The following is a 13380-nucleotide window of genomic DNA, read 5'->3' on the forward strand; positions in this document are numbered from 1 at the left end:
GCCGGCTCCCACCCCGACCGGCCGCCTTCAGGCCAAGCGCCATCCTGTGGGAGCCCCCCGGCGATGGGCTGCGCAGCAGCCCTGGCTACTCAAGAAGGGTCAGACCCGCGCCTTGAACAGCTCCTGATGCTGCCGGCACTGCTCGGCCGTCAGCATGAACACCCCGTGCCCACCGCGCTCGAACTCCAGCCAGGCAAAGTCCACCTCGGGATAGAGCGACTCGACGTGCACCTGGCTGTTGCCCACCTCGACAATCATCAGGCCCTTGTCGGTCAGGTGGTCGGCCGCCTCGGCCAGCATCCGCCGCACCAGGTCCAGGCCATCGTTGCCGCAGGCCAGGCCCAGTTCGGGCTCGTGGTGATACTCGGCCGGCATGTCGCCGAAGTCCTCGGCATCGACATACGGCGGGTTGGACAGGATCAGGTCGAAGCGCTGCCCCGGCAGCCCGGCGAAGCCATCGCCCTGCACGGTGTACACACGCTCCTCCAGGCCATGGCGCTCGATGTTCTGGTTGGCCACCGCCAACGCATCAAAGGACAGGTCGGCCAGCACCACTTCGGCGTCCTGGAACACGTCGGCGGCCACGATGCCGATGCAGCCGGAGCCGGTGCACAGGTCGAGGATGCGCGCAGGCTCAGCGGCCAGCCAAGGCTCGAAGCGCTTCTCGATCAGCTCGCCGATGGGCGAGCGCGGTACCAGCACGCGTTCGTCGACGATGAACGACATGCCGCAGAACCAAGCCTCACCGAGCAGGTAGGCGGTCGGCACGCGTTCTTCGATGCGGCGCTTGAGCAAGTGCTGCAGGCGTACCCGCTCATCATCCTCGAGTGCGCAGTCCAGATAGCTGTCGGCCACCTCCCAGGGCAGGTGCACCGCGCCGAGCACCAGCAGGCGGGCCTCGTCCCAGGCATTGTCGGCGCCGTGGCCGAAGAACAGTTCATGCTCATGGAAGCGGCTGACCGCCCAGCGGATATGGTCGCGCAGGGTGCGCAGGCGGGATGTGATCACGGGGTACTCCTTTTCAGACAGGACAAAAGTCTAACAGCCCACACCGCACAAATGTTCCCTCCGATGGCCGAATGGATAGCCACAAGCCAGTAACCATGCCGCCTGCGCTGTCAACCATTCACATTGGCGCCAAGGCAAGGGAGAATAGGTACACAAAAGCCCTACCCAAGGAGCCCTTGATGTCCGTTCCAACCACGATGTTCCGCCTCACTGGCCGCGACTACCCGCCGGCCAAGCTGAGCCAAGCCAGCCTGATCGTCATCGATGCGCAGAAGGAGTACCTGAGCGGTCCGCTGGCGCTGTCGGGCATGGACGAGGCCGTGGCGAACATTGCCAGGTTGCTCGACGCCGCCCGCAAGGCAGGCCGCCCGATCATCCATGTCCGCCACCTCGGCACCGTTGGCGGTCGCTTCGACCCGCAGGGCCCGGCCGGCGAGTTCATTCCCGGGCTGGAGCCGCGCGAAGGCGAGGTGGTGATCGAGAAGCGCATGCCCAACGCCTTCAAGAACACCAAACTGCACGAAACCCTGCAGGCCTTCGGCCCGCTGGACCTGATCGTCTGCGGTTTCATGAGCCATTCCAGCGTCAGCACCACCGTGCGCCGTGCCAAGGACTATGGTTATCGCTGCACCCTGGTCGAAGATGCTTCGGCGACCCGTGACCTGGCCCTGAAGGACACCGTGATCCCCGCCGCGCAGATCCACCAGTGCGAGATGGCCGTGATGGCCGACAACTTCGCCTGCGTCGCCCCCACCGCCAGCCTGGTCTGAACCACGACCGCCCGGCGGACGGGCGGAACCCCAAGGTGACCCGCAGGTCGAAATCTGGATCAGCACCACCCGATCCTGAGGAATTCGAATGAAGCTCAAAGGCAGTTTCGATGCCAAGCGCCTGCGCCAGCGCGAGCCGAGCAACTGGGGCGCGCGTATCGCCGCGGCACTCTCGGTGCTGCTGGCCACTCTGGGCATCCTGCTGGCCATGGCCGGCTTCGCCGGCTTGCTGGGCAACTACGCCGCCCTGGCCGAACTCAATGCCAACCGGCCATTGTCGGCGGTCCTGACCATTGTCGGCCTGTCCCTGCTGTACTTCGGCGTGCGCCTGTGGCGACGCAGCCGTATCCGCCTGCGCCGCGGGCACGAACTGAACCTGTCGCCGCACCTGATGAAGAAGCACGACTGACGCGTCTCGTACCGTCGCCAGGGGGAGCGGGCTTGCCCCGCGATGACAGTCGCGTAAACTACGCCGCCCACGTGGAGGCACCATGCAAGACGACGACTTTTCCCTCTTCCGCAGCCAAGTGCAGGGCGTCAAGCCAATCAAGCACGATCGCGCCGAAGTCGGCAAACCCAAGGCCGACCGCAAGCAGCTGGCAGGCCTGCGCCAGGCGGCGACCATCCGCAGCGACCAGACGCTGGTGATCGACGGCCTGTCCGACCAGTTCGTCATCGATGTCGGCGCCGAGGATGAGCTGATGTGGCGGCGTGACGGCGTGCAGGAAACCCAGCTGCGCAAGCTCAAGCTCGGCCAGATCGCGTTCGAGGGCAGCCTTGACCTGCACGGCATGAGCGTCGAGAAGGCCCGCGAGACGCTGTGGGCCTTCATCGCCGAAGCGACCAAGCTGGAAGTGCGCTGCGTGCGGGTCACCCACGGCAAGGCCGCGCGCCTGGACGGCAAGCGCCCGATGATCAAGAGCCACGTCAACACCTGGCTACGCCAGCACCCGCAGGTGCTCGGTTTTACCTCGTGCCAGGCCCGCCACGGCGGCACCGGCGCGGTCTACGTGATGCTCAAGCGAACCATGCTCGAAGGGCGCGACGAGTGACATCGCGCTTGCAGCGCCGCCGTCGCCGCCGTACCCTTCGCCTTTGCGAAATTTTCCACAGGTAGATCCATGTCCCTGGAACAGAACTACACCGCGATCCTCAGCCAGATCGGCGAGGATGTCTCCCGCGAAGGCCTGCTCGACACGCCCAAGCGGGCAGCGAAGGCCATGAAGTACCTTTGCCGCGGTTATGAGCAAACCCTGGAAGAAGTGACCAACGGCGCGTTGTTCACCTCCGACAACAGCGAAATGGTGCTGGTCCGGGATATCGAGCTGTATTCGATGTGCGAACACCACATGCTGCCGTTCATCGGCAAGGCCCACGTGGCCTACCTGCCCAAGGGCAAGGTGCTGGGCCTGTCGAAGGTGGCGCGGATCGTCGACATGTACGCCCGCCGCCTGCAGATCCAGGAAAACCTCAGCCGCCAGATCGCCGAGGCCGTGCAGCAGGTGACCGGCGCCGCAGGCGTGGCGGTGGTGATCGAGGCCAAGCACATGTGCATGATGATGCGCGGTGTCGAAAAGCAGAACTCGACCATGCTCACCTCGGTGATGCTCGGCGAGTTCCGCGAGAACGCCGCCACACGCAGCGAGTTCCTCAGCCTGATCAAGTGATCGGCCTGTTTTCCGAGCCGACCCTCTGGGGTCGGCTTTTTCATTTCAGGAGTTGCCCATGATCGTCAAAGCCCTGCGGGTCGGCCTCGGCCAGCTTATCGTGTTCGGCGACTGGATCAGCCGTCCGGCCAAGAAGCAGCGCGATGCCGCGGCCCAGGCCCAGGTCGAACAGCAGGCCAAGGGCCTGGCGCTGTACCAGTTCCATGCCTGCCCCTTCTGCGTGAAAACCCGCCGCGCCCTGCACCGCCTCAATGTGCCGGTGGCGCTGCGCGATGCGAAGAACGATGCGCAGCACCGCCAGGCGCTGCTTGAAGGCGGTGGCCGGGTGAAAGTGCCGTGCCTGCGGATCGAGGAACAAGGCGAGGTGACCTGGATGTACGAGTCCAAGGACATCATTGCCTATCTGGACAAACGCTTCGCGGCGGTCTGAGAGATCGCCATCGCGGGGCAAGCCCGCTCCCACGCAAGCCAGAACCCATGGGGCGGGTCTGCGTGGGAGCGGGCTTGCCCCGCGATAAGGCCGGTCAATCCACCATCGGCACATGCCGAGGATGACTGGCCACCCGCGTCAGCCAGGCCTGCACCGCCGGATAAGCCGCTAGGTCGAAGCCCCCCTGATGCGCCACATGGGTATAGGCGTACAACGCCACGTCGGCGATCGAGTACTGCTCGCCGACCAGGTAAGGCGTCATTTCCAGCTGCTTGTTCATCACCTTGAGCGCCTTGTAGCCGCCCTTGTGCAGCCCCCTGTACTCCTCCAGCCGCTCTTGCGGCAGCCCCAGGTAGAACTGGATGAACCGCGCCACGGCAATGTACGGCTCATGGCTGTACTGTTCGAAGAACTGCCATTGCAGCACCTGGGTGCGCAGCCGCGGCTCGCTGGGCAGGAACTCGCTGCCATCGGCCAGGTAGTTGAGAATCGCGTTGGATTCCCACAGGCAGGTGCCGTCCTCAAGCTTGAGCACTGGCACCTTTCCGTTAGGGTTCATGGCCAGGAACTCGGGGGTTTGCGTCTCACCCTTGAGAATGTCCACCGGGTGCCACTCATACGGGCGGTCGAGCAGGCTCAGCATCAGCTTGACCTTGTAGCAGTTGCCCGACTGGTAATCCCCATACACCTTGTACATCGCCCCTCCCCTTTCACGCAGTTGCGTAGTAATGCCTCATAGTTGGCGACTGTACGGCTAAATGCAATGCCTGCTGTATGGCAAGGATCACGCCATGGCACGGTAGCCTGAAAAAACTGCTTACACCTGCACAAGGAATTCCCTATGACCGATGCCACCTCAGCGCGCCTGCGGCCGCTGGCGGACAGCTCGCCGTCGGCGATCGTCGCCGGCTTTATCGCCATGCTCACCGGCTACACCAGCTCGCTGGTGCTGATGTTCCAGGCCGGCCAGGCGGCCGGTCTTACCAGCGCGCAGATTTCCTCATGGATCTGGGCCCTGTCGATCGGCATGGCAGTGTGCAGCATCGGCCTGTCGCTGCGCTACCGCACGCCGATCACCGTGGCCTGGTCGACACCCGGCGCGGCGCTGCTGATCACCAGCCTCGGCGGGGTGAGCTACGGTGAAGCGATCGGCGCCTACATCACCTGCGCCGTGCTGGTGCTGATCTGCGGCCTGACCGGCAGCTTCGAACGCCTGGTACGGCGCATTCCCGCCTCCCTGGCCTCGGCCCTGCTGGCCGGCATCCTGTTCAAGATCGGCAGCGAGATCTTCGTTGCCGCCCAGCACCGCACGGTGCTGGTGCTGGGCATGTTCTTCAGCTACCTGCTGGTCAAGCGCCTGTCGCCGCGTTATTGCGTACTGGCCGCGCTGCTGATCGGCACCGCGCTGTCCGGCGCCCTGGGGCTGCTGGACTTCAGCGGCTTCCAGCTGGAAGTCGCAACCCCGGTGTGGACCACGCCAAGCTTCTCGCTGGCGGCGACCATCAGCATCGGCATCCCGCTGTTCGTGGTGGCCATGACCTCGCAGAACATGCCTGGCGTCGCCGTGCTGCGCGCCGACGGTTACCCGGTGCCGGCTTCGCCGCTGATCTCGGCCACCGGCTTCGCCTCGCTGCTGCTGGCGCCGTTCGGCTCCCACGGGATCAACCTGGCGGCGATCAGCGCGGCGATCTGCACCGGGCCGCATGCCCATGAAGACCCGGCCAAGCGCTACACGGCGGCGGTCTGGTGCGGGATCTTCTACGGTATCGCCGGCACCTTCGGCGCCACACTGGCGGCGCTGTTCGGCGCCCTGCCCAAGGAGCTGGTGCTGTCGATCGCGGCGTTGGCGCTGTTCGGTTCGATCATGAACGGCTTGAGCGTGGCCATGGGCGAGGTGCGCGAGCGCGAAGCGGCGCTGATCACCTTCATGGTCACAGCCTCGGGCTTCACCCTGTTCTCGATCGGCTCGGCGTTCTGGGGGATCGTGGCGGGGGTGCTGACCTTGCTCATACTCAGCCCGCGCAAAGGCTGAGACAAGCACAGGCATTCACAAGCGGAAATGCCCCACCATTCCTTTCAGGTCATTGCCCAGTTGCGCCAGCTCTACGCTTGAACGGGCATTGTCCTCCATCGCCAGTGCCGCCTGGTCGGCGCTGCCGCGAATCTGCGTGACGCTGCGGCTGATCTCCTCGGCCACCGAGCTCTGCTGCTCGGCCGCCGCGGCGATCTGCTGGTTCATCTGCTGGATCAGCGACACCGCCGCCGCGATGCTGCCCAGGGCGCTCTCGGTCTGCAGGGTGTCGGCCACCGCCAGGCGCACCAGCTCGGTGCTGCCGCGGATCTGCATCACCGACTGCTGAGCATTGCCGCGCAAGCTGGCAACCAGGCGCTCGATCTCCTCGGTGGATTGCCGGGTACGCCGGGCCAGGGCACGTACCTCGTCAGCCACCACCGCGAACCCCCGCCCCTGCTCCCCGGCACGCGCCGCCTCGATCGCGGCATTGAGCGCCAGCAGATTGGTCTGCTCGGCCACGCTCTTGATCACCTCAAGCACGTCACCGATGGTATGGATCTCGGCGCTGAGGCTGTCGATGCCACTGCTGGCGGTTTCAGCGGCCTGCGCCAGTTGCTCGATGCGCTGCATGCTCTGACGCACCACCTGCTGCCCTGACCCAACCTTGTCGTCGGCAGCCTGGGCCGCCTGGGCGGCCTGCTCGGCGTTGCGCGCCACATCGTGCACGGTCGCGGTCATCTGCTGCATGGCGGTGGCCACCTGCTCGGTCTCGTCCTTCTGGCTACCGACTTCGCGGTTGGTCTGCTCGGTAACCGCCGACAAGGCCTGGGCACTGCCGGCCAACTGGTCGATACCCTGCTGCAAGCCACTGACGATGCCGGACAAGCCTTCGGCCATCTGCTGCATGGCCTGCAACAGCTGGCCGACCTCGTCGGCACGCGGCGGCTCGGCCTCGATACCCAGTTCGCCTGCGGCAATGCGCCGGGCCCGGCTGATCACCCGCTTGAGCGGCGCGACCACGGCGCGGGTGATCAGCCAGGCCGCCAGCACGCCTACCAGCAGCGCCAGCGCCGTGGCCGCAGTAATGGCGACGGCGTTGCGTGCCAGTTCGGCCTGCATGGCCTGCTCCTGATCGGCATACACCTGGTCGACACGCGCGGTGACCTGCTCGGCACGCGCCTGCAACTGATCCTTGATACCCCGCTCCTGGCCCAGCAGGTCGGTGTACTCGTTGAGCTTTTCGGAGAAACTGCCGATATGCCCGGCCACTTCGCCCAGCACGCTCTGGTAGCCGGCGTCGGCGACCGAAACCTTGAGCTGGTCGATCAGGGTCGCCGCTTCGACGGTCTGGGCGATGCGGCCCTCGGCGCTGGCTTCACCGCCCTTGCGGCTCTGGTCCAGGCGCACCCGGGCCTCGTCCATGGCCTGCAGCATCAGCCGCGACACCTGCGCCACCTGCCCGGCCTGTTCCAGGAACTCACCACCCTGCTGCCCCTGGGACTGCTTGAGGGTATAGGTGCCATCGTCGGCCAGGCCGGCCTGCAGCACATCGAGGTTGTTGGCCACGCTCGACACCGACCAGCTGGCCATGTCCAGGGCCAGCTCCTTGGCCTGCACCGCCTGGACGAACTGGTCGAAAGCTTGCCCATAGGCATTCAGATCGGCCTCGGTCGAGGCCAGGACCGGCACGGCCTGGGCCCGCTCCACCAACCCCTGCAACCCCGAGCGCAGGGCATCGGCCTCCTTGATGTCCGAGCGCAGGGCGAAGGCCTGTTCGTGCTGGCGCAGCTTCAACAGGTCGGTATTGAACTGGGCCATCTGCCGCAGCCCATCGAAGCGTTGGCCGACATTGGCCAGGGCGTACACACCGATCGCAGCCACCACCAGGGTGAGCAGCAACACCAGGGCGAAGCCCAGGCCGAGCTTGCGCGCCATGCCCAGATTGGCCAGTACACCGTGCTTGGTCGCCGCCATCACCAATCCCCTCGCCTTGTCGGACTTACCGACAGCAAGAGTGACAATGGCGCCGACTCCGTCACAAGAGCCAGACGCGCCAATAGTGTCATTTAGCTATGAGCCTGTCGCTTTCAGACCGCCGGAGGTCGCCCCGCATGCCGAAAGAACGCCTCGGCCCGGGAATCCTGCCCATAGGCGACATTGATGCGCAGCCAGTCACTGGCCCGGCCGTGCGGATCGAAGGCGCTGCCCGGGGTGAGCAACACGGCATGCTCCAGCGCCAGCCGCTCCAGCTCGGCAAAGTCGCGCCCGGGCACCCGGGCCCAGACGAACATGCCGCCGACCGGTTCGCAGAACACCTCCCAGCCGCAAGCCTCCAGCTGCCGCAACGTCCTGGCCCGGTGCTGGCCCAGGCGCAACCGCAGACGCTGCACGCTCTTGCGGTAGCTGCCGTTGGCGAGCATCTGCCCGACCACCTGCTCGGCGAAGCGCGAGGTGCCGATGCCCGCGACCATCTTCAGCTCGGCCAGACGCGCCACCAAGGGCGGATCGGCCACCACATAGCCGACCCGCAGCGAACTGCTGAGGGTCTTGGAGAAGCTGCCCAGGTAGATCACCCGTTGCTCACTGTCGAGGGTAGCCAGCCGCGTCGCCGGTCCGTCCTGGAAGTCGGCATAGAGATCATCCTCGACAATCCGCAAGTCATGCCCGCGCGCCAGCTCCAGCAGGCGATAGGCGACCTTGGGCGTCAGGCTGGTGCCAGTCGGGTTCTGGTACAGGCTGTTGATGAACAGACAGCGCGGTCGGTGTTCGGCGAGCAATTGCTCGAGCACGGCCAGATCTGGACCACTGGCAGTGCGCGGCACCTCGAGCATGCGCACGCCGTGCAGGCGCAGCAGGTTGTAAAGGTTGTAGTAACCGGGCCGTTCCACCAGCACCGTGTCGCCCGGCGCCAGCAAGGTCCGCACCAGCAGGTCGAGGGCATGGCTGGCACCCTGGGTGGTGACGATCCGCTCAGGTTCCGCGGCGATATCCAGCCGCGCCAGCCCTTTGTGCAGTTGCAGGCGCAGGCTCGTCAGCCCTTGGGGCGGGCAGTAGTCGAACAGTGCCTCGGGCGCGCCACGGCTGACCTGGCGGATGGCCTGGGCCAGTTCAGCCTCGGCTCGCCAGGCCACAGGCAGCCAGCCGCAGCCGAGCTTGAGCAGTTGCTCATGCCCTTCGCGAAACTGCCGCCAGCTGCCGTCGATCGCCTCGCCCCACGGCTCGCCGGGGTCGGGCCGCAGGCCTGGCTTGCGCTCGGCGACGAAAAAGCCTGCGCCATGCCGCGCCTCCAGCCAGCCATTTGCCGCCAGGCGGTCGTAGGCTTCGATCACGCACGACGCGCTGACCGCCTGGGCCTTGGCCAGCGCGCGGATCGACGGCAGGCGAGCTCCGGGACGCAGGCGCTGCTGTTCGATCCAGGCCTGCAGGTGGTCGGTCAGTTGCTGGACCAACGGGGTGGGGAGTTTGCGGTCAAGATTGAAGTGCATGGCAAGTGTTCGGAGATTTCAGACAAACAGTTAAGCACAAAAAGCGGCAGAGTGTGCCTTGGCGAACAGCCGCCCTAGATTGGATGCTGGGCGCTATCGATCTTGCGGATATCCCCATGCCCACTCGCCACGCCCCGGCCCTGCTGGCCTTCGCACTGTGCCTGATCACCCTTGCCGTCAATCTCCAGGCCCCGCTGTACATCACCTACGCCGATCTCTCCGGGCAAGGCGCCGCAGCGACCGCCGTGGCTTTCTCCGGGTACGTGCTCGGCGTATTGCCAGTGCTGCTGGCCCTCGGCGGCCTGGCCGATCGGGTCGGGCGACGACCGTTGATCCTGGTCGCACTCGCCCTGTCGATGATCGCCACCTTGATCATGCTGCTGTCCCCCAGCCTGGCCTCCCTGGGCGTGGCGCGCTTGTTCCTGGGCCTGGGCACCGGCTTGGCCTCGGCCACGGCCACCGCGTACATGAGCGAGCTGATGCGGCCCGGCGAAAGTGACCGCGCCGCGACCTGGGTTACCGCCAGCACCTCCCTGGGCTTTGGCCTTGGCGCGGCGCTGACCAGCCTGTTTTTGCTGCGCGGGCCGACACTCACTCCAGGCAGTTTCCATTTGCAGCTGATACTGGCCGCTGCGGCCCTGGTGCTGGTCTGGCGCCTGCCAGACCCACGCCCGACGCAACGCAGCGCCATGCTGCGCCTGCCGTACTATCCCAGCGGCAGCTTGGCCTATGGCCTGGCGATCCTGCTGGCCTGGGCCTGTGTCGGTCTGGTCATCGCCCTGCTGCCGGGGATCCTGCGCCAGCACGGCCTGAGCACCTGGTCGGGGTTCTCGACCTTCTGCGTGATCAGTTGCGGCCTGCTGTTCCAGCCCCTGGCCCGACGCATGGCCAGTGCCCGGGCGACCTTGCTCGGGCTGCTGATCCTGCCGTGCAGCTACGCGCTGCTGGCCTGGGGCGCCGACAGTGGCAACCTGCCGGGCGTTTTGATGGGCGCGGTGGCCGCCAGCAGCGCCTGCTATGGCTTTATCTACCTGGGCGGGTTGGCGGCGGTGAATCAGTTGGCCGGCCAGGAAAAAACCCGGGCTTGTGCCGGGTTCTTCCTGCTGGCCTACCTGGGGTTCAGCCTGCCGGTGATCTTCACCGGGCTGCTCAGTGACCGGCTGGGGTCGCAGCTGGCCTTGATCGTGTTTGGTGGTGTGTTGCTACTGGGCTGCGCGGCGGTGGCACTGGCCCTGTGGCTGGCCTCGGTCAGATCGCCAGCGCGCCACCGTCGACCGTCAGGCTGTGCCCCGTCGTGAACGCCGCGCCATCGCTGCACAGGTACAGTACCGCGCTGGCGATCTCCCCTACCTTGCCGATGCGCCCGACCGGGTGCATCGCCGCGGCAAACTCGGCCTTGCGCGGATCGGCCTCGTAGGCGCGACGGAACATGTCGGTGTCGATCACCGCCGGGCACACCGCATTTACCCTGATACCTTTCTTCGCGTACTCGATGGCCGCCGACTTGGTCAGGCCGATCACCGCATGCTTGGACGCCGCATAGATGCTCATCTTCGGCGCCGCCGACAGGCCGGCCACCGAGGCGGTGTTGACGATAGCGCCGCCGCCCTGTGCCAGCAGCAGGGGCAGTTGGTACTTCATGCACAGCCACACACCCTTGACGTTGACACCCATGATCGCGTCGAACTCCGCCTCGCTGCCCTCGGCCAGTCGCCCCTTCTCGATTTCGATGCCGGCATTGTTGAAGGCATAGTCCAGACGCCCGTATGCCTCGACTACCCGCTCGTGCAATTGCCGCACATCTTCGTCACGGGTAACGTCGCAGGCAACGAACAACGCTTCGCCACCACTCTGGCGAATCAGCGCCACGGTGCCTTCGCCTCCGTTCGCATCACGGTCGGCCACCACCACCTTGAGCCCCTCGGCGGCGAATGCCTGGGCCGTCGCCCGGCCGATGCCCGCCGCGCCACCGGTGACCAGGGCAACCTGGCCGGAGAAAGTCATGCTCATCACTGGCTCCTGCAAAAGGATGGGAAGTCGTGGCTGAGTCTAGTCAGGGCACCGCTGGGCTGGGCAGCATCATCAAGGGTACGGTTGGACTACTATCGTTCGCAGTGATCTTGCGTGACGCGGCCCATTCAACCCGCCGATCATCCCCCCTCACACTCGTTCGTTCAGGAGAACTCGCCATGCCCCACACCAACCGCCGTTTCCTGCTGACCAAGCGCCCGGTCGGCGCCGTGCGCCGTGACGACTTCACCTATGAGCAGGCCCCTGCCGCCGAGCCGGGCGAAGGCCAGGTGCTGGTGAAGAACCTTTACCTGTCCCTGGACCCTGCCATGCGCGGCTGGATGAACGAAGGCAAGTCGTACATCCCCCCGGTGGGCCTTGGCCAGGTGATGCGCGCACTCGGCGTGGGCGAAGTGGTCAGTTCCAAGCACCCGGACTACAAGCCCGGCGACCATGTCAGCGGCGCCCTCGGCGTGCAGGACTACTTCACCGGTGAACCTCAGGGCCTGCACAAGATCGACCCGCGTCTGGCCCCCCTGCCGCGCTACCTGTCCGCCCTGGGCATGACCGGCATGACCGCCTACTTCGCCCTGCTCGATGTCGGCCAGCCCAAGGCCGGCGACACCGTGGTGATTTCCGGCGCCGCCGGCGCGGTCGGCAGCATTGCCGGACAGATCGCCAAGCTCAAGGGTTGCCGCGTGGTCGGCATCGCCGGCGGCGCACAGAAATGCCAATACCTGCTGGATGAACTGGGCTTCGACGGGGTCATCGACTACAAGGCCGAAGACGTGCTCGCCGGGCTCAAGCGCGAATGCCCCAAAGGCGTGGATGTGTACTTCGACAATGTCGGCGGCGATATCCTCGATACCGTTCTGTCGCGCCTGAACTTCAAGGCCCGGGTGGTGATCTGCGGCGCCATCAGCCAGTACAACAACAAGGAAGCGGTCAAGGGCCCGGCCAACTACCTGGCGCTGCTGGTCAACCGCGCGCGCATGGAAGGCTTCGTGGTGATGGACTACGTCAAGGAATACGGCAAGGCCGCGCAGGAAATGGCCGGCTGGCTGGCCAGCGGCAAGGTCAAGAGCAAGGAGGATGTGGTTGAGGGGTTGGAAACCTTCCCCGAGACGCTGCTCAAGCTGTTCAGCGGGGAGAATTTCGGCAAGTTGGTGCTGAAGGTCTGATCATTGCGGGCTGCGCTCAGGCGCAGCCCGCGCCCGCGGTCTTTCGGATCAACCGCGAATTTCAGCCACCACAGCAGCCAGCGCCTTGGCCGGATCCGCCGCCTGGCTGATCGGGCGCCCGATCACCAGGTAATCGGAACCGGCGTCCAGTGCCTGGCGCGGGGTCAGGATCCGGCGCTGGTCATCCTGGGCACTACCCGCCGGGCGAATACCCGGGGTCACCAGCTGCAGCGACGGGTGCGCCGCCTTCAGTGCCGGCGCTTCCAGCGCCGAGCACACCAGACCGTCCATGCCGGCCTTCTGCGCCAGCGCCGCCAGGCGCAGCACCTGCTCCTGCGGGTCGACATCCAGGCCGATACCGGCCAGATCCTCACGCTCCATGCTGGTCAGCACGGTCACGCCGATCAGCAGCGGCTGCGGACCGCTGCGCTTGGCCAGCTCTTCGCGGCACGCCGACATCATGCGCAGGCCACCGGAGCAGTGCACATTGACCATCCACACGCCCATCTCGGCCGCAGCCTTGACCGCCATGGCGGTGGTGTTGGGGATATCGTGGAACTTAAGGTCGAGGAACACTTCGAAGCCCTTGCTGCAAAGGGTCTCGACGATGCCCGCAGCGCTGCTGGTGAACAGTTCCTTGCCCACCTTGACCCGGCACAGGGCGGGATCGAGCTGGTCGGCCAGCTTCAGGGCGGCGTCACGGGTGGGGAAATCCAGGGCGACGATCAGGGGCGTCTGGCAGGCGGACATGGGCAGGGTCTCTTGGCAAGTCGTAAACGGCGCGCATTGTAAACGAAGTGGGGCGGGGTTTGGGG

The 13380-nt window shown here is 65.9% G+C and carries 14 protein-coding genes and 1 pseudogene; 8 read left to right on the forward strand and 7 right to left on the reverse strand.

The features are described from left to right. Positions 1 to 99: 99 nt before the first annotated feature. Positions 100 to 1008, reverse strand: a complete 909-nt coding sequence (gene prmB / locus AC3WL2_RS21460) for a 50S ribosomal protein L3 N(5)-glutamine methyltransferase (RefSeq protein ID WP_046856593.1) — start codon at positions 1006 to 1008, stop codon at positions 100 to 102. 179 nt (positions 1009 to 1187) lie between these two features. Here prmB and AC3WL2_RS21465 point away from each other — a divergent pair, with 179 nt between their 5' ends. The 5 genes from AC3WL2_RS21465 to AC3WL2_RS21485 all read left to right on the forward strand — a co-directional run bounded on the left by AC3WL2_RS21465 (position 1188) and on the right by AC3WL2_RS21485 (position 3875). Beyond that, positions 1188 to 1778 carry a cysteine hydrolase family protein gene (locus tag AC3WL2_RS21465; protein WP_046856594.1) on the forward strand — a complete coding sequence of 197 codons (591 nt, stop codon included), beginning with the start codon at positions 1188 to 1190 and terminating at the stop codon, positions 1776 to 1778. Positions 1779 to 1866: 88 nt separating this feature from the next. Then, positions 1867 to 2187: a hypothetical protein gene (locus AC3WL2_RS21470; RefSeq protein WP_102684191.1), complete on the forward strand. Its 321-nt coding sequence runs from the start codon at positions 1867 to 1869 to the stop codon at positions 2185 to 2187. Positions 2188 to 2269: 82 nt separating this feature from the next. Then, complete coding sequence (locus AC3WL2_RS21475; protein ID WP_023631547.1) at positions 2270 to 2830, forward strand: Smr/MutS family protein; 561 nt, start codon at positions 2270 to 2272, stop codon at positions 2828 to 2830. A 69-nt stretch (positions 2831 to 2899) separates the two neighbouring features. Continuing rightward, a complete protein-coding gene (gene folE, locus AC3WL2_RS21480) occupies positions 2900 to 3445 on the forward strand; it encodes a GTP cyclohydrolase I FolE (RefSeq protein WP_023631546.1) in 546 nt (181 codons plus the stop codon). Positions 3446 to 3503: 58 nt separating this feature from the next. Further along, complete coding sequence (locus AC3WL2_RS21485; protein WP_102684190.1) at positions 3504 to 3875, forward strand: glutathione S-transferase N-terminal domain-containing protein; 372 nt, start codon at positions 3504 to 3506, stop codon at positions 3873 to 3875. A 94-nt stretch (positions 3876 to 3969) separates the two neighbouring features. Here AC3WL2_RS21485 and AC3WL2_RS21490 read toward each other — a convergent pair whose 3' ends face one another. Beyond that, positions 3970 to 4572 carry a glutathione S-transferase family protein gene (locus AC3WL2_RS21490; protein ID WP_102684189.1) on the reverse strand — a complete coding sequence of 201 codons (603 nt, stop codon included), beginning with the start codon at positions 4570 to 4572 and terminating at the stop codon, positions 3970 to 3972. 144 nt (positions 4573 to 4716) lie between these two features. On the opposite strand from AC3WL2_RS21490, the gene AC3WL2_RS21495 reads away from it, so the two are divergent. Then, on the forward strand, positions 4717 to 5907 hold the full coding sequence (locus tag AC3WL2_RS21495; RefSeq protein ID WP_102684188.1) for a benzoate/H(+) symporter BenE family transporter: 1191 nt from the start codon (positions 4717 to 4719) through the stop codon (positions 5905 to 5907). 15 nt (positions 5908 to 5922) lie between these two features. Here the strand turns inward: AC3WL2_RS21495 and AC3WL2_RS21500 are convergent, their stop codons facing one another. The 3 genes and pseudogenes from AC3WL2_RS21500 to AC3WL2_RS21510 form a co-directional block, all read right to left on the reverse strand. Further along, a complete protein-coding gene (locus tag AC3WL2_RS21500; protein ID WP_371919249.1) occupies positions 5923 to 6795 on the reverse strand; it encodes a methyl-accepting chemotaxis protein in 873 nt (290 codons plus the stop codon). Continuing rightward, positions 6781 to 7863, reverse strand: a pseudogene (locus tag AC3WL2_RS21505) (HAMP domain-containing protein); the annotation flags it as partial. The pseudogene AC3WL2_RS21505 and the gene AC3WL2_RS21500, both read right to left, overlap by 15 nt. A 113-nt stretch (positions 7864 to 7976) precedes the next feature. Further along, positions 7977 to 9374: an aminotransferase-like domain-containing protein gene (locus tag AC3WL2_RS21510; protein WP_102684187.1), complete on the reverse strand. Its 1398-nt coding sequence runs from the start codon at positions 9372 to 9374 to the stop codon at positions 7977 to 7979. A gap of 116 nt (positions 9375 to 9490) precedes the next feature. Between AC3WL2_RS21510 and AC3WL2_RS21515 the strand changes: the two genes are divergently transcribed. Next, positions 9491 to 10672, forward strand: coding sequence for an MFS transporter (locus AC3WL2_RS21515; RefSeq protein WP_102684186.1), 1182 nt, complete (start codon positions 9491 to 9493; stop codon positions 10670 to 10672). On the opposite strand, the gene AC3WL2_RS21520 is transcribed toward AC3WL2_RS21515, so the two are convergent. Beyond that, positions 10623 to 11384, reverse strand: coding sequence for an SDR family oxidoreductase (locus tag AC3WL2_RS21520; RefSeq protein ID WP_102684185.1), 762 nt, complete (start codon positions 11382 to 11384; stop codon positions 10623 to 10625). The genes AC3WL2_RS21515 and AC3WL2_RS21520 overlap by 50 nt on opposite strands. A 179-nt stretch (positions 11385 to 11563) precedes the next feature. Between AC3WL2_RS21520 and AC3WL2_RS21525 the strand changes: the two genes are divergently transcribed. Beyond that, positions 11564 to 12565, forward strand: coding sequence for an NADP-dependent oxidoreductase (locus AC3WL2_RS21525; protein WP_102684184.1), 1002 nt, complete (start codon positions 11564 to 11566; stop codon positions 12563 to 12565). A gap of 48 nt (positions 12566 to 12613) precedes the next feature. Here the strand turns inward: AC3WL2_RS21525 and pyrF are convergent, their stop codons facing one another. Continuing rightward, positions 12614 to 13315: an orotidine-5'-phosphate decarboxylase gene (gene pyrF / locus AC3WL2_RS21530; RefSeq protein WP_102684183.1), complete on the reverse strand. Its 702-nt coding sequence runs from the start codon at positions 13313 to 13315 to the stop codon at positions 12614 to 12616. Positions 13316 to 13380 lie beyond the last annotated feature (65 nt).

The organism is Pseudomonas sp. FW305-96 (assembly GCF_058783825.1).